Here is a 17,044-nt window from a genome sequence, read left to right as displayed (position 1 = left end):
GAATTTAATGATTACTAACCTACTACAATTCCGAGTGGAATTTCATAGCAGACCAGCCAAAAATAAGATTTATTACTCAGATTAAAAAGCTGTTTTCTATTTTGAGGTTATAATTGTCCTTTAGTACATCTTTTTATGTAAAAATGCGATTTACTTAATCTTTCAACAGAAGATTACTTTCTGAATAATACACGATATATTTTACCGAAATATTAACAAAAATATTCCCTAAATCTATTGTAGTATTGTGTTTTAAATAGTAATTTGTAGTCAAAATAAATAAGCTCACAGCTATGACAAATTATTCTCTATTTACAGAAAAAGATTTTTGTGAAAACAATCACGAAAACAACTATTATGATCCATCAATCGACGCATACGTTTGTCCGTCTTGCGAGGCTATTTCGCCTGCGAATTCTATATTCCAAGCAGAGGACAAAACAGAAGATGAGTATGAACATCATATTGGAATCTAAAGCAGTGCTTTATAGAATCTTGTAAGCGACTTACTGTGAGACGAGTCGTTTACAAGATTTTTTTTTACCTATATAATATAGCCTTTTAGACACGGCTCAAACGTTTACATTTCAAAACAATTTTCTATTGCTTGTTATTCATTATAGTCTACGCTCAATACTTCACCTTATGGCATAAAAAAAGTCATCTGTTTCCAGATGACTCGTATTGTATTTAAACTCTACCTTTCAATGCGTTAAAGACCCAAGCGATAGCAAAGAAACCAATTCCAACTGCTGTGAAACCCCATCCTGCTATTTCAGAGTATTTGAATGCACCTAAACAGATTAATAGAACTCCCATTAAAATCATAATCAACGTCGCATATCCTAAAATTCTGTTTTTGTTTAATTTGTAAGCCATTATATGTATTTTTAATTAAAAATCTTAACCAACATCTCTTTCAACAAGTCAGCGTGAGGCATTGCTTGAGCTCCTACTCCTTTACTTTTTAAATCAATGTCTTTTAAATGTGCAATAATTGCACTTACTTGTTTCATCTTATAAGTTCTAAAGCCAATTTCATAGTCTTTTATAGCATATTGACTAACCTTTAATTGTTTCATCACATTGGCAGACGACTTGTCTTTTAACCCGTGATATAATAAAAGCTTAGAAAAATAAGAATACACAAGTCCCATTGTTAATACAATTGGATTATTTCTTGTATTCTGAGCAAAGTAATTAGCAATCTTATAAGCTTTTAACTGATTGCGATCTACAATTGCTTTAATTAATTCAAAATTATTAAAATCTTTACTAATACCAATGTTTTTTTCAACAACATCTCCAGTTATTTGAGTCCCTTTAGGTAAAATAATAGTAAGCTTATTAATTTCATTTGCAATCTTAGATAAATCTGTACCCAAGAATTCCACCAACATTGCCAAAGCTTTTGGCTCAATATCATACCCAATAGAAGTTAGGTGTTTTTTTAACCATCCTTCAATCTGATACTCCCTTAGTTTCTTACTTTCAAAAATTACACCAGCTTTTTCAATAGCCTTATAAACCTTTTTACGCTTATCTAATGTTTTGTATTTATAACAAAAAACTAATACTGTAGAAGGTTGTACGTTTGCAACATAACTTTCAAGTTGATCTATAGTTCTTACCAACTCTTGAGCTTCTTTAACAATAATAACCTGTTTTTCTGCCATCAAAGGAAAACGCTTTGCATTAGACACTATCTCCGGAATAGTAACATCTCTTCCGTAAAGCACCATTTGATTAAACCCTTTCTCCTCTTCAGTCAATACATTTTGTTCAATATATTCAGATATCTTATCTATATAGTAAGGCTCTTCGCCCATTAAAAAGTATATCGGTGCAGTTTGCCCTGATTTTATACCCTTAATTATCTCTTTAACTTGATCCAAAATATTAGTTTTATTAAATTGCTCAATCCATGTAGAAAAAAAAATATCTTTGCATTATGCAAAGACTTAATTTTCTTTCGTTTGATTTCAGGTTCAAAAATAGTGAAAATAAGCTATCTATTTTTGATGTTATTCGTAAAAAGTTTATACTACTTACTCCTGAAGAATGGGTTCGCCAACACGTTGTTCACGATTTACTATACGTTAAGAACTACCCTATTTCACTAATAAGTGTAGAAAAAGTAGTGCGAATTAACGGAATGACAAAGCGTTACGACGTAGTTGTATTTAAACCCAATGGTGAGATTGCAATCCTAATTGAATGCAAAGCTCCACAAATAAATATTACGCAACAAACATTTGACCAAATAGCTCGATACAATTTTCAGTTGCGAGCCGACTTTTTATATGTAACAAACGGCCTTAATCACTACTACTGTAAGATGGATTATAAGCAAAGTAAATACATATTTTTAAAAAACTTACCCGATTATAAAACTGGGTTATAAGAACTGTATTATGAATAAAAAATTTGCGGTTGTTATCTTAAATTGGAATGGAGAAAAGTTATTAAAGCAATTTTTACCTTCTGTTATAGAAAATTCACAACAAGCTAATATATATGTGATCGACAATGCATCTACAGATAACTCTATAGATGTATTAAAAAAGGAATTTCCAACGGTTAACATTATTGTAAATCAAGGAAACTACGGATTTGCAAAAGGATATAATGAAGGTTTAACGTCAATCAAAGAACCATACTTAGTTTTGGTTAACTCTGATATCGAAGTTACCCCAAATTGGTTACCTCCAGTGCAAGAGATATTAGATAGTCAACCAGAAGTAGCAATTGTTCAACCCAAGATATTAGACTATAAAAGAAAAACACATTTTGAATATGCAGGTGCAGCAGGTGGTTTTATAGATTCATATGGTTTCCCTTTTTGTAGAGGGAGGATATTTGACACAATAGAACAAGACAATGGTCAGTATAACGACATTACTGATATCTTTTGGGCATCTGGAGCTTGTTTCTTCATTCGTAACGAAGTTTACCAACAATTAGGAGGTTTTGATGAAGACTACTTTGCCCATCAAGAAGAGATAGACTTATGCTGGCGTGCTCATAATATAGGACACCACATTAAATATTGTGGATTTTCCACAGTTTTCCACGTTGGAGGGGCTACGCTACAATACCAAAGTCCAAAGAAAACATATTTAAATTTTCGAAACTCACTATTGACATTATATAAGAACTTACCCAAGAAGCGAAAATTTAGTACAATCTTTTTGCGGTTATGTTTAGACGGTATTGCAGGAGTAAGATATATGCTAATGTTTCAGCCAAAGCACTGTTTTGCTATTGTACGCTCACATTTTGCTTTTTACAAGCGTATTTCAAGCTTCAAAAACAAAGTCAGTAAAACGCCAAAATGTGATTATTATAAAACAAAGTCTATAGTAAAATTGTATTATCTTCAGAATCAGAAAGAATATTTTAAAATATTCGAAACAAAATAATTATTCAATCGCTTCTTATTTTGCACGCATTTTGCTATATTTGACATAACAATTCAATCATTTTTTTAATTATGAGAAAAGTATTTTTAGGATTATCAGTTTTAGCTTTAGTAATGACATCATGTGGTACTAAACAAAAGATTGCTGATTTAGAATTAAAAAATAAAGAAGTTCAAGATTTATTAAACACTTGTACTATTAAATTAAATTCTACTTTAGCAGAAAAGAACGCATTAGCAAATCAAGTTGATCACTTGAAAAAGAACACGAATGACTTAATTAGCAATGTAGGTAACTTAACAATGTTATCTTCTAAAGGGGCTGAAAACCTTGAGAAATCTTTAGAAAGCTTAAAAGAGAAAGATTTAAAAATCTCTCGTTTACAAGATGCAATTACTAAGAAAGACTCTGTTACTTTAGCATTAGTAAGAAGCGTTAAGAAAGAAGTAGGTTTTGACGATCCGGACATTCAAGTAAACGTAGAAAAAGGAGTTGTTTACATTTCTATTGCTGATAAATTATTATTTAAAACAGCAGGATATGAAGTTAACGATAAAGCTAAAAAAGTATTAGCTAAAGTTGCTGCTATCGCGAAAAGCAAACCAGACTTCGAAGTTATGGTTGAAGGACACACTGATAATGTGCCAATCAAAAACGCTATGATGAGAGACAACTGGGACTTAAGTGTTAAACGTGCAGTTTCTATCGTACAAGTATTACAAAGTGATTTTGGTTTAAACCCAGGTCAATTAGTAGCTTCAGGACGTGGAGAATATGTGCCATTAGTTGATAATGACAGCGCAGAAAACAAAGCGAGAAACAGAAGAACAAGAATCGTTCTTCTACCTAAAATCGATCAATTCTATGATATGATCGAAAAAGAAATGAAAGAACTTGCAAAAGGAAACTAATTATAAAGCCACTCTTAATTGAGTGGCTTTTTTTATACCCTATCCTTATTTTTCCTACTATACCTCCCTCCACCTCTATTATTACAATTCTATAAGCAAGTATTACTAAAAAGTTACTTTTTAGATACTTTACAAGTTTAATGTCTTTATTTACCCACAATAACAGTCATATATGAATAAATTATCGTACTTTTAGTATTGATATTTAATTTAATTATGAACGGCATAACAACAAACTTTACCAACTTTGATATCATTGGAGATATTCACGGTCACAGTAACGATTTAAAACAACTTTTATCAGCTTTAGGATACACCACTTCTAATGGCTATTTTCAACATCCTGAAAGAAAAGTACTTTTTATTGGAGATTATATTGACAGAGGAGTTAATGTAATTGAAGTACTTGATATAGTAAAGAAAATGGTTGATAACAATCAAGCCATTGCTCTAATGGGTAACCACGAGTATAACGCTATTTGTTACAACACAAAATCTTCTAAGGGCGAATACCTTCGTCCACATAACAAGAAAAACTTTAATCAACACGCGGTTACAATGGCAGCTTTTATGCAAGACGCTGAATTGTATAAAATGTATATTGAATGGTTTAAAACACTTCCTCTTTTCTTTGAGAATGATAGTTTTAGAGCTGTACACGCTTGTTGGGATGATAAAGGGATTGATGTCCTTAAAAAGAAGTTAGTCAATAATTGTTTAACAGATGAACTATTAGAAGAATCAAGTACTATGGGTACGGAACTTCATTTAGCTGTTGAACACGCTTTAAAAGGAAAAGAAGCGACTCTACCTGAAGGGTTGAGCTTTATTGATAATGATCGTATTTTAAGAACTGAATTCCGTATTAAATGGTGGGAAAACCCTCAAGAAATGACTTATAGCAATATGAGCATACACCCAATCGATAATTTGCCCAATACACCATTTCAATCAGAAGAGAAAAGCTACTATAAACAAGGTGAAAAACCTGTTTTCTTTGGTCACTACTGGATGCCATATTCTGAAAATCAGAAACCTACAGTATTAAAAGATAACGTTTGTTGTCTGGATTTTAGCATCGCCAAAGACGGTAAACTTATCTGTTACCGCTATTCAGGTGAAAACATTTTAGATTCAGCTAAAATTGCTTTTATAAAATAGTAGTTTTTATGTTTAAGTACGTCAAGCATTTTTTAAAACCTAATGTATCTACAGGAGAAAGGATTACTTCTGTGGACAATTACTCTCTATTAAAAAATGAAGATGTTATTTATATAGAAAATGGTTATTTAATAAGTAAAAATAAAATCAACTATTATAATTGTCATCAGTCTATTGACGACATACAAGTTCTATACTTTACCTGCATAAACAACAAAGGATTGTTGTTTATTGCAGGTAAACATAATAGTTATATTCCTATATTTTCTGAAAACTTCGCTAACACTTTTGAGCAATTATCAATTGTTTTAGGCTTTTCAAAACAACTCTTACCTGAATTCACAAGCACTACATTTTGTGATAGAAATCTATTCATTTGGGCAAGAAAAAACGAAACAAATTACACTATTATAGACAGTAAAACATCTACTGATATAGTAGAAGGTTATGAAATTCAAAATTTACAAAGAACTTTTATATCTTGGGATACAACTTATGACGAAGTCATTAATTTAAAAGAAATAGCAGTTTGTACACCTGACAATGAAGACGACTTAATTAAGTACACTTTTACTACACCAGTACGAGTTGGAGATGTTATCTTAAATAATTTTTCTTTTTATGATTGTCATAGAAAAAATATTGCAGTTAGCTCTTACTTTTCATATTGTGAAAACAGTGACCCCTGCAACAAACCTTACATTGAGCTCAAAAATCTACTTTTAAACTACAAAGAATTAAATAGCTTAAAACTTAATAAAACTGAAGAGAACGAATATATTTTAAGCACTACTATACAAACAGAAAATCAAGAGTTCTATCTATCAAATGCTTATCCTGCCTCTTTAGATGCTGGTAATATGAAGGTATTTTTCTTAGTTACCAATCTAAAGGAATACCCTGAATCTGTTATTTATCCTAAACATACACAAAAACTTGCTATAAGTCATTGTACTACTCTGGATGATTCTATTTGTTTAGATACTCAAGCTTATAAGGAAAACCCTAATATTTATAGAATCCCTACATTTATACAAGAGATATCACACAATAAAACATTCATTTGGATTGACGAAAACAATGATGAAGTTGGTTTTTCTGATGATTTATACACACATTTAATACCACGTAAAGAAATAGAATACTTTTCCCTTCATTCTACAATAAGTGAGGGCAATATACTTATATATAAATTATGTGTAAAATTAAAGTCTAATGATACACTGTTAGATGTATTACAATCTTACTCTAACTCTCTTATTCTATTTGAAGATCAAATTAAAAGAGATATTCCAATCCCTTTTAAGAGCCATTTAGACGATTATATCTTTTAACTTAAAAATATTACATCAACGCTTCAATTCGTTGTATTCCTGTACGTTGACATACTAATCTAAAACGCTTATATTCAACTTTATCTTCATATTTAATCTGGGAAATAATATTTAAATAATATACCTTATCTGCTAAGATCGCATCAGGCTCTCCATCTTTTTTAAGTGTATACAGAGAAACATAAGGATTATTCATTCTTTGTGTTAACCGAGTAATATTAAATCTTAAAATATCGTGTATACCATCAAAAGCATATGTACTTTCTTGTAGTACCTTACTGTTTTCTAAACACACTTTTTTTCGGTATAGCATTATTTTCTCATTGTGAATTCTATTCTCCACTTCTAATAAAGCCGATCGATCACGAAGATTCAAAACCTCTTCTGGAACTTTATCTTCAGTTATAAAATCAGAAGCTTCTTTCATCCATCCTATTTTCTGATCTTTTACACTTATCACAGTATTATTATCAAAATATTTACCGCCTAATTTTCCTGCAAAGTAAAATCGCATCAACTCTTTAATTCTGTCCTTTAGCATATAACTAATTACTAAAGCTACAAATAATGGCATTGTGAAATTCCCGAATTTTTGTTGAAATGAAAACGCAATCATAGTAGCAAAAATCATTGATACACCAGCTGCTATACTATAATAAATTTGTTGCGCAATTACACCATCTTCATCTTTTCGTTTATTAGACACCAATACTAAATCAGATTCAACGTATTTATTAAGCATATCGTGACGATAGACAACCTTTTGATTGTTTTCCCTATCACCAATTAATACATCTAAAAACCCTTCTGATTTCCTATATTCTTTCTCTCTTATAATTGAATCAACTAATTCTTTATATATACCAGTAGAAAGATTATCCTTAACGTCCTTTATGACATCCATCAATTGGAATGTATGATTCACTGAAGAATAGGATAAGAATTCATTACCAAAGCTATAATAATTCATTATATCAGAATTACCTTCAAACTCTTTAATTGATTCTTTTACTTCTCTAAAAGAATCGATAATTCCTTGTAAATTCTTTATATACTCTGAACACAAATCAGATAACTCACTTGTATATTTTTTGTTTTTAATTTCACTTACGCTGTCTCTTATTGAACTTCTGAAAATAGCCATAAACATTTTTAATTGAAACTCGTATTCCATACTATTTTCAATTAGATCATCTGCTGTTTTATTTAATAAATTCATCGATGCACGTAAATTATTTAATGGTATAGCACCATTATCTGCGATCTCCCTTAAATGAAATACAGGCGTAATAAATCTAACCTTAGACTTCACGTCTGAATAAAACTGTTGCTTTAAATAAGTTGCGGCATTAATATCAAAAGAATTTGGAATAAACATCCAAGTATTAATATCAAACTCTCTCTTTTCACCTACTTTATCCGTCTTAAACCCTACTTTAATTTCCAAAGAAAAAGGATCGTGGATACTCGCTTCTATCTCAATCATAAACTAACTTAAGACATAAAATATAAATTAACCTCAAGGTATTAAATATATTCATTATACAAGTTCTTTTTACATAAATCTGTCTCTATTTCTAAGTGATACTCTTTAAAAACGTTCATTTTTCATTATTGCCAATTATCTTCAATAGATAATTTTCATTAAAAAAGACATTAATACTAATAAAAAAGAAAAAAAAGACACTAATTACAATAAACCTCAACACAAGGTAGTTTTGGTTATAAATTAGATAATTTAAGATAATTATGTAATTAAAATTTACAATTTTAACATTATAACCTACCTTTGTAGTCAACTTAAATCAAAAAAAGAACACCTCTTATGATACAATTTAATTCAGACATTAAAGAATCAATTCAACTACTTAAAAGTGATAATATCATTACACAAAAAGCAATTAACTATCTCATTAGTGATAATGTTACCTCTTTAGGTTTTTACTCTTTATTAGAAAACAATGGCATATACAATGCACAAAGCTTAAAAAAATATTTTTTAAGCTTGCTTATTGATATCAAAAATGAAATCATTAAAAAACACCATTATTTTAAAGAAGAACACATTATTGATTTAAAGATTATAAAACGATTATTTCAAATTAATGATAATGAACTACTTCATTATAAATCACAGGAAATAGATCTTATAATCAATAATCAACTTATGTATTTAACCAATAGAAAAGAGTATAAAAGACATCTAAATATCCTCCAATCATTATTAGGTATATCAATCAATGGTGACACTACTCTTTCACACAAGAGCACACTCACTGATATATCAAATATAGAATTAGCAATGTAATAGAAATAACAACTAAACTCTTTATTACTTTAAGCAAATATTGCATTTTCCAGATAGAAATAATAAGCATTTAATAAAATTTATTTACTATTAAAGAATGGCATACTTTTTACTACAATAATACTATACAGTACTTCACATGAAATTTTTCACTAATATATTTTTAGCAATAATAGCTTTTGTACTAATTAAAATTAGTATATACTCATTTAATAGTATTGCAAATAATTTATATACCGGTACTGACAACCTTTTTTTAATTACAATTTTCATACTTGTAATCTCCTTAACAAGTTCGCTTTTTATTCTCTCTTACATTATATGGACAGCTTTTAATTCCATACAGAAATATACTCAGTTAAAAGAATCTAAAAACAAAAGCTAACTTACTTTGTAAAATACCGTCCATTTCTAAAATTTACTCTATAAAAAAAGGACCTTTATAAAATAAAGATCCTTTTAAATATATCTATTCAGATAAGAGAATACTATTTACTAATTGTTTAGCATTACTGGCATAACCAACATAGTTACAGATTCCCCATCTTCTAATCCATCTACCGGAGTTAAAATTCCTGCTCTATTAGGCAATGACATCTCTAATAAGATTTCATCTGATTGCAAGTTATTTAACATCTCTAATAAGAAACGAGAGTTAAATCCAATTTGCATATCATCACCTTGATAATCACAAGTTAAACGCTCATCTGCTTTGTTTGAATAATCAATATCTTCTGCAGAAATGTTTAACTCAGTACCAGCAACTTTAAGTCTTAATTGATGTGTAGTTTTATTAGCATAGATAGCCACACGTCTAACCGAACTTAAAAACTGTGTTCTGTTGATCAATAACTTATTCGGGTTTTCTTTTGGAATAACAGCCTCATAATTAGGATATTTTCCATCAATCAAACGACAAGTTAAGAAGTAATTTTCAAAAGCAAACTGTGCATTTGATTCATTAAACTCAATTGTTACATCTGCACCTGAAGACATTAAGATGTTTTTCAAAATAGTCAATGGTTTCTTAGGCATAATAAAACTTGCTTCATTTGAAGAAGTAATATCTGCTCTTGAATACTTAACTAATTTGTGAGCATCTGTAGCAACAAAAATTAATCCCGCAGGTGAAAATTGAAAAAATACACCAGACATAACTGGTCTTAAATCATCATTTCCAGCAGCAAAGATAGTTTTACTAATTGCTGTTGCTAATACTCCAGCAGGAACTTCTGTTTTAGAAGGATCTTCTAAAGACTCAGCTTTAGGAAACTCTTCTCCTAATGCATAAGCTAACACATATTTACCTACATCAGAACTGATTTCAATGGTATTGTTTTCCTTAACTGAAAAAGTCAAAGGTTGTTCTGGAAATGTTTTCAATGTTTCCAACAACAATTTAGCAGGAACAGCTATACTTCCTTGACTTGTAGATTCAATCTCTAAAGTAGCTGACATTGTAGTTTCTAAATCCGAAGCAGAAACCTTCAATATATTATTATCTAACTCAAATAAGAAGTTATCTAAAATATGTAAGGTATTACTACTGTTGATTACACTACCTAGAACTTGCAATTGCTTTAACAAGTAGGAACTCGATACTATAAACTTCATACTATAATTATTTTATATGTAAAATGCTTTTACAGCCACAAATATATTCGATAATTGTCAATTATAAAAGCAATATTAGACTACTTTTTAACGAACTTACGTTTTCTTAACACTATAAATATAACACCAAAAACCATAACTATCACAATTGGAATAATTAAAACCATTAATTGTATAGTATTATACACTTGAGAGACCTTCATCTTATCAAGCATTGGTATCTTTACTTCTTTTGTTCGTAAATCTATTAATCCGTTATCATCTAATAAGTAATTCACTGTATTTAATAAAAACTCTTTATTTCCATACAGCTTATTTACCCAACGGTCATATCCCAATTCTAACGGAGTACCTTTACTATCGACTTGATTACGAACAATATCTCCATCAGAAATTACAACCATTTGCGTTGGTTTACTTTCGTATTGAGGTTCTTTTAAACTAAATGGCAGAACCCTATTTTTATAAACAGAAGTAAAACTACCCTCTAATAAAACCCCCATTATATAACTCCCTTTACCTTCAAAAAGCTCGGGTGTTGTTTCTTCATTTAAAACTTCAAAACTTATTTCGTTTGGCACTCCAACCAACATTGAGTACTTAGATGAACTTAACAATACTGTCTTACTCACTCCATTTTTCAATGTATCAATTGACGAGGCAAAATCAAGCTTTATTCCTTCTATATTTTTTACGATCGGATGTTCTGACTCTGGATAAACAAATGGTGCAAACTTCCACACAAAATCCCCATATTGTGTTTCACTTCCTTGTTTTCCAATAGCCAACTTAATTGGAGTACCTATCTCATCTTTCACAAGATTAGCATTCAAACGCACACCATATTTAAAAAGCATCTCCCCTAAACTCTGGTCTTTATTATAAGCTAACAAGGAACCAGTATTTTTCAAACTATCAAAATCAGCTTGTACTTGATCCAACAGCCACATTGTTTTCCCGCCATTCATTATATACTGATCCAAAACCTCTACTTGCTCTTCTGTGAAGGCTTTGGTCGGTTTTGCTATAACAGCAAGATCATACTCTTTTAACTGCTCTAATGTTTTTTGTGGAGCTACTGCTACAGAATCTAATGTAAACGGCGCGATATGATAACTCTCTCTTACAGACATCAAAAAATCTGCGATATACATATCCTCTAATTCGCCATTACCCTTTAGAATCGCAATTTTCTTACTCTTCTCTTCTGTAACTTTATGCAATGCATCTGCAAAAGCATATTCCAAATGTTGCACAGAAGAAATCACTTTCTCTTCTGTATTAGCCCCCATTAAATTTTTCAACAATTGAACACGAGTAGCCTTCTCTCCTTTTGACACAATAGCCCAAGGATATACTAATTGCTGACTCTGAGTCCCTTTATCATTAACAGAAATAGTAACAGGTTTTAGTCCGAAGTTATATAATTCCTCCAAGATTTGTTCTTGTGAACCACCTTCTTCACTTGGATCTATAAATCTAAAACGCACATTAGAATTACGAGCTTGAAACTCTTCTAACAACTGTTTTGTCTCGCTTTGTAGTTTTCTAAACTCTTGTGGAAAGTTACCTTTTAGAAACACATCTATCTCTATAGGCTCTTCAATTCTATCTACAATGTTATTAGTGGCTTTAGACAAAGTATAACGCTTATCTTGAGTAAAGTCATGTCGAACATATAAATAAGCTCCTAAAGCATTTAAAACTACCAACCCAACGAATAGCCTTAACAGTAACGAAACGTCCTTTCTATAAAACTTCTTCATTATTTGCGTAGCATTTTAATTTTAAAAACGGTAAATCCAAGAAATAGAGTAGCGACAGAACCGAAGTACAACAAATCACGAGTATCTAAAACACCTCTTGATATACTTCTGAAATGATAGAACATTCCTGTTTTTGCAAACCATTCTCCAAATACTCCAGACATCATATCAATTCCTATAGAAAAGAAAGCACATAAAACTATTCCAATTATAAAAGCAACGATTTGGTTTTCTGTAATTGAAGATGAAAACACACCAATTGCAGCATAACTACTAACTAAAAAAAGTAGTCCAATAAAAGACCCAACTATGCTTCCTAAGTCAAAAAACTGACCTGGCAACACTAAGTCTTTTAATACAAAAACGTAAACAATCGTTGGTAAAATAGCTAAAACAATCAAAAAGAATACTCCAAAGAATTTCCCTAAAACTATTTGCCAAACACTCAATGGCTTGGTCAACAATAATTCAATAGTTCCATTTTTAATTTCCTCTGAAAAACTCTTCATAGTAACAGCTGGAATTAAAAAAATCAATACCCAAGGTGCTAAATTAAAAAATGGAGATAAGTCTGCAAATCCACTCTGCAAAACGTTAAAATCTCCATCAACGAACCACAACAAGCCTCCATTAATAGCTAAAAAACTGATTATAACTAAATAACCAGTTAATGAACCAAAGAAGGACTTTATTTCTCTAAGACAAATTGCTTTCATAAAACTATTAATTTAGAGTAACAACCTTATCTACGCTCCAAGCCTCTGCCCTTTCTTTGAACATTGTTTTCACGTTAGGCCATATTTGTCCAAACAATTCTGATTTTTTATAATTTTCAAGACTCTGTTCTTCATCCCAATAGCTATAGGTAAAGAAAATATTAGCTTGATGTTTATCTTGATATACTTCTAAAAATTGACAGCCTGGATAATGGCGAATTTTCTCCTTATCTGAATTAAAATGATCAAGAAAATCATTAATTCTATCTTCTTTTAAAGTCAACTTTACAATTCTTATAAACATATCTTTTTCTTTAATTTTGTTCTTCCTGATTAAAATCAATTACGATACTATCGTTCAAATTAATGTTCATCAAATTACGAGGTGTACCTCCTGGTGAATCAGGTTTAGAATAAAACAAAGCAATTGTCAACAAGTCAACATCGTTGAATAAAACGACTAATTCTCCCGCTCTATCCCTTAAAGATGCCCAATCCGCATTTTTAAAATCTGCGAAATAATGACTCACCCTATTCACTCTATAATCTTTAAAGCGTACGGCATATTCCCTTCCTTTTTCTAAAGATTCAAAGCACTCTTTTGTAATATTTGTAACAAGATTTCCGTAAGAATCCTCGTATATAACTTTTCCTGAAATTCGGTCTTCTCCCACAACAAGGTTACTTGCTAAACGATTAGGCACATAAATAGTGTCTGTAAAAACACCTATATCTCTCAAAGCTCTTCCTTCGTGTAATTGATAAGCACAATAAACAAAAATATCATTTGATTTCATAATTCCATCGTGATTTATGAAAATCGCCTCATCATAATCATTATTCCCTAATACAACGCTTATTATTCCATTATCTGATGTAATAAAATAATGTCCATCATATTTCACACAAAGTGCTTTAGAATACTCCGTAATAGACGCATCAACAGCAATGATATGAATTGTTCCCTTAGGAAATTGTTTATAAGCTGCACCAATAACAAATCCCGCCTCTTCCGTATTATATTTTCCTATTCCATGTGAGATATCTACCAAATTACATCCAATGATATTTGAATAGATCTTCCCTTTCAAAGCTCCTACATAATGGTCTCTATATCCAAAATCTGTCGTTAGTGTAATTATTCTTTGCATTTTTATTTTTCAATATATTTTTAAGAAAAATGGTTTTTTTATAGTAGATTTGAACTACAAAATTAGATTATTTTTTTTAATTAACTCTCATTGGTATTGAACGAAAGGATAATTGAACTCACAGATTTTAGTCCCAAAGACTTTTGGGGACCACAAGACACTCATTTAGATATACTTAAGAAGCTATATCCAAAAGTAAAATTAGTTGCAAGAGGTAATTTCTTAAAAATTTATGGAGATCCAGAGGTTCTTGATGAATTTGAAAAGAGTTTTGACCGACTTATAAAGTATTTTACGCGATATAATCGTATTGATGAAAATGCAATCGAAAGATTAGTAATGGATAGCGCTCCACCTTCACTCCCGTCTAACGATATTCTTGTTCACGGAGTTTCTGGTAAAATCATTAAACCCCTAACTCCAAATCAACATAAACTTGTAAAATTTGTTGAAAAGAACGATATGGTTTTCGCTGTAGGGCCAGCTGGTACGGGTAAAACATATACAGGTGTTGCCCTTGCTGTAAGAGCTTTAAAAAATAAAGAAGTTAAAAGAATAATTCTGACAAGACCTGCGGTAGAAGCTGGAGAAAACCTTGGTTTTTTACCTGGTGATATGAAAGAAAAGTTGGACCCTTATATGCAACCACTTTATGATGCATTAAGAGATATGATTCCTCCTCAAACTTTAGATGATTATATTTTAAGAGGAGTTATTCAAATTGCGCCACTTGCTTTTATGCGTGGACGAACTTTAGACCACGCTTTTGTAATATTAGATGAAGCTCAGAACACAACACATTCACAAATGAAAATGTTCTTAACTCGTATGGGAAAAAATGCTAAGTTTATAATTACAGGTGATCCAGGACAAATTGATTTACCACGCAAAGTATCCTCTGGCCTAAAAGAAGCACTATATATATTAAAAGATGTAGACGGTATAGGAATGTTGTATTTAGATGATAAGGACATCGTACGACACCGTTTAGTTAAGAAAATTGTAGATGCATACAAAAAAACAGAAGATAGACCCGATTTAATGTCTATTGAAGAGATAAAAAAAATGGAGAACTCATAGTTCTCCATTTTTTATTAAGTATCATTATAATTCTTACATTGAATAAGTATCTCTTAAAAAAGTCAATTTTTGTTTATTGCCTTCAAATAAATATAAGTAATCATCTTTTAATTCAAACTTATCACAACTATCCAATACCGAAAGTAACTCTTTTTCTTTTTGATACATTTCTGTAACATATTCCGGAGATAAAACTACTTTAAAAAATATAGAATCACCTTCACATCGAATATCACCATAAATCATATGGTTACCACCACTTCCAGAAAAACTTCTTGTATTGATATCAATACAAATCATAGGTATTTGATTAATCCCTAATTCCTCTACCCTTTTATCTTCATAGGACTGAAAAATCCAGTTACCTGATAATTTTTCTGTATAAATATAATGTCCAAAACAAGCGAAATCATTAATGTTTTCAACATCATCAACTTTCTTAACTAATCTAACTGCAACAGAATGATCAAATCTACCATCAGCAAATTCACGTGCTGTCTCATCTTCATAAATAACTATTTCAATCTCTTCATGTTTAGTTTGAGACTTATATATCCTACATTCTCCATCAACCAAAGGTTCTACAAAAGGAAACACTATTTTTTGATTTGGTTTTGTACTTGAATAAACAATACCTTTTCTACTAATAGAAACTACCTGAGGTGAATCTTGAGCAACTGCTTTAAAAAACGTACCATCAAGATCGTTTTTATTCAACAAATCAATTTGCTTATTACTGCCCTCTTTATAATTTTTCTCCTTTACATGGTCAACTCCACAAGATGGAAACAATGAAACTGTTAATGCCAATATCATATTTTTCTATTTTCAATGTACAAAGGTAAATCCAAACTAATGCCAAACTTTAAATTTATCATTAATTTATGCTTTTTTTAACAATATACACTGCAATTTATTAAACCCTAATTCTTTTCGGTTGCAAAGATAACACATCTGCAATTATAAAAAATCACGTGACGTCAACATTTGACAAATTATAACATAAAATTAATACAACAAAGCTATTTTTCAATACTATAACTGTTTCATTTCTGTTTTTAATTAAATGACTTAGCTTTTATGTCAAATCCCCAAACTCACTTAAAGTAATATCTTTTAATACCTTTGGATCTATTCCGATACTTATTCCTTTTCTTCCTCCACTTACATACACTTTAGCTAAGTCTTTTACACTTTCATCTATAAAAGTTGGATAATGCTTTTTCATTCCTATTGGCGAGCATCCTCCTCGAATATACCCTGTAACATCAAGCAAATCTTTGACAGCTAACATCTCAATCTTCTTTTCTCCTGATATTTTTGCTGCTTTTTTTAAATCAAGTTCTCTATCAATTGCAACGACAAACACAAAAAAAGAATTCCCTTTACCCTTCGCTACTAATGTCTTCAACGATTCATTTGCAGCAACATTTAACTTTGCACATACAGATTCACCATCTATAAGACCATCCTCTATCTCATATTCAAAAAGATCATAATTGATTTTCTTACTATCTAAAAAACGAATTGCATTCGTTTTATTTACTTTTTTACTCATCATATTATTTTGGACAAAAGTAA

The 17,044-nt window shown here is 30.5% G+C and carries 18 protein-coding genes; 8 read left to right on the top strand and 10 right to left on the bottom strand.

The features are described 5' to 3' along the window. The first annotated feature begins 293 nt into the window (after nt 1–293). A complete protein-coding gene (locus tag AABL81_RS07005; RefSeq protein ID WP_341340669.1) occupies nt 294–476 on the top strand; it encodes a hypothetical protein in 183 nt (60 codons plus the stop codon). A gap of 214 nt (nt 477–690) precedes the next feature. Here AABL81_RS07005 and AABL81_RS07000 read toward each other — a convergent pair whose 3' ends face one another. Together AABL81_RS07000 and holA are read right to left on the bottom strand one after the other, a co-directional pair. Beyond that, nucleotides 691–879, bottom strand: a complete 189-nt coding sequence (locus AABL81_RS07000) for a CAL67264 family membrane protein (RefSeq protein ID WP_090410321.1) — start codon at nt 877–879, stop codon at nt 691–693. Between the two features lie 11 nt (nt 880–890). Continuing rightward, nucleotides 891–1,895: a DNA polymerase III subunit delta gene (gene holA, locus AABL81_RS06995; protein WP_158210997.1), complete on the bottom strand. Its 1,005-nt coding sequence runs from the start codon at nt 1,893–1,895 to the stop codon at nt 891–893. Between the two features lie 56 nt (nt 1,896–1,951). Between holA and AABL81_RS06990 the strand changes: the two genes are divergently transcribed. From AABL81_RS06990 to AABL81_RS06970, 5 genes are all read left to right on the top strand, one after another. Further along, nucleotides 1,952–2,404, top strand: coding sequence for a type I restriction enzyme HsdR N-terminal domain-containing protein (locus AABL81_RS06990; protein WP_341340668.1), 453 nt, complete (start codon nt 1,952–1,954; stop codon nt 2,402–2,404). 10 nt (nt 2,405–2,414) lie between these two features. Then, the gene (locus AABL81_RS06985; RefSeq protein ID WP_341340667.1) at nt 2,415–3,422 is read left to right on the top strand and encodes a glycosyltransferase family 2 protein; all 1,008 of its coding nucleotides are present in this window, start codon (nt 2,415–2,417) and stop codon (nt 3,420–3,422) included. A gap of 71 nt (nt 3,423–3,493) precedes the next feature. Further along, nucleotides 3,494–4,333 carry an OmpA/MotB family protein gene (locus tag AABL81_RS06980; RefSeq protein WP_158211000.1) on the top strand — a complete coding sequence of 280 codons (840 nt, stop codon included), beginning with the start codon at nt 3,494–3,496 and terminating at the stop codon, nt 4,331–4,333. Between the two features lie 216 nt (nt 4,334–4,549). After that, nucleotides 4,550–5,494 (top strand): metallophosphoesterase, encoded by a 945-nt coding sequence (locus AABL81_RS06975; RefSeq protein WP_158211001.1) that lies wholly within the window; start codon nt 4,550–4,552, stop codon nt 5,492–5,494. Between the two features lie 8 nt (nt 5,495–5,502). Beyond that, nucleotides 5,503–6,828: a hypothetical protein gene (locus AABL81_RS06970; protein WP_341340666.1), complete on the top strand. Its 1,326-nt coding sequence runs from the start codon at nt 5,503–5,505 to the stop codon at nt 6,826–6,828. Between the two features lie 10 nt (nt 6,829–6,838). Here the strand turns inward: AABL81_RS06970 and AABL81_RS06965 are convergent, their stop codons facing one another. Beyond that, complete coding sequence (locus tag AABL81_RS06965) at nt 6,839–8,314, bottom strand: hypothetical protein (protein ID WP_341340665.1); 1,476 nt, start codon at nt 8,312–8,314, stop codon at nt 6,839–6,841. A gap of 339 nt (nt 8,315–8,653) precedes the next feature. Here AABL81_RS06965 and AABL81_RS06960 point away from each other — a divergent pair, with 339 nt between their 5' ends. Beyond that, nucleotides 8,654–9,136: a hypothetical protein gene (locus tag AABL81_RS06960; RefSeq protein WP_158211004.1), complete on the top strand. Its 483-nt coding sequence runs from the start codon at nt 8,654–8,656 to the stop codon at nt 9,134–9,136. Between the two features lie 495 nt (nt 9,137–9,631). On the opposite strand, the gene dnaN is transcribed toward AABL81_RS06960, so the two are convergent. The 5 genes from dnaN to AABL81_RS06935 form a co-directional block, all read right to left on the bottom strand. Next, complete coding sequence (gene dnaN / locus AABL81_RS06955) at nt 9,632–10,750, bottom strand: DNA polymerase III subunit beta (protein WP_158211005.1); 1,119 nt, start codon at nt 10,748–10,750, stop codon at nt 9,632–9,634. Between the two features lie 80 nt (nt 10,751–10,830). Next, nucleotides 10,831–12,516: a gliding motility-associated ABC transporter substrate-binding protein GldG gene (gldG, locus tag AABL81_RS06950; protein ID WP_341340664.1), complete on the bottom strand. Its 1,686-nt coding sequence runs from the start codon at nt 12,514–12,516 to the stop codon at nt 10,831–10,833. Beyond that, a complete protein-coding gene (gene gldF, locus AABL81_RS06945) occupies nt 12,516–13,232 on the bottom strand; it encodes a gliding motility-associated ABC transporter permease subunit GldF (protein WP_158211007.1) in 717 nt (238 codons plus the stop codon). Before gldF ends, gldG begins: the two co-directional genes overlap by 1 nt. 7 nt (nt 13,233–13,239) lie before the next feature. Next, the gene (locus AABL81_RS06940) at nt 13,240–13,536 is read right to left on the bottom strand and encodes a putative quinol monooxygenase (protein ID WP_158211008.1); all 297 of its coding nucleotides are present in this window, start codon (nt 13,534–13,536) and stop codon (nt 13,240–13,242) included. A 10-nt stretch (nt 13,537–13,546) separates the two neighbouring features. Beyond that, nucleotides 13,547–14,383 (bottom strand): SAM hydrolase/SAM-dependent halogenase family protein, encoded by an 837-nt coding sequence (locus tag AABL81_RS06935; RefSeq protein WP_158211009.1) that lies wholly within the window; start codon nt 14,381–14,383, stop codon nt 13,547–13,549. Between the two features lie 96 nt (nt 14,384–14,479). Here AABL81_RS06935 and AABL81_RS06930 point away from each other — a divergent pair, with 96 nt between their 5' ends. After that, on the top strand, nt 14,480–15,463 hold the full coding sequence (locus AABL81_RS06930) for a PhoH family protein (RefSeq protein ID WP_341340663.1): 984 nt from the start codon (nt 14,480–14,482) through the stop codon (nt 15,461–15,463). Between the two features lie 33 nt (nt 15,464–15,496). Here the strand turns inward: AABL81_RS06930 and AABL81_RS06925 are convergent, their stop codons facing one another. Together AABL81_RS06925 and ybaK are read right to left on the bottom strand one after the other, a co-directional pair. Then, nucleotides 15,497–16,279: a hypothetical protein gene (locus tag AABL81_RS06925; RefSeq protein ID WP_158211011.1), complete on the bottom strand. Its 783-nt coding sequence runs from the start codon at nt 16,277–16,279 to the stop codon at nt 15,497–15,499. 262 nt (nt 16,280–16,541) lie between these two features. After that, nucleotides 16,542–17,021 (bottom strand): Cys-tRNA(Pro) deacylase, encoded by a 480-nt coding sequence (gene ybaK / locus AABL81_RS06920; protein WP_341340662.1) that lies wholly within the window; start codon nt 17,019–17,021, stop codon nt 16,542–16,544. Nucleotides 17,022–17,044: the final 23 nt, after the last annotated feature.

The organism is Myroides sp. C1519 (genome assembly GCF_038039755.1).
GTDB classification, from domain to species: domain Bacteria; phylum Bacteroidota; class Bacteroidia; order Flavobacteriales; family Flavobacteriaceae; genus Flavobacterium; species Flavobacterium phaeum_A.
Note: the sequence above shows the minus strand (reverse complement) of the source record. Positions and strands in the feature narration are given on the sequence as shown.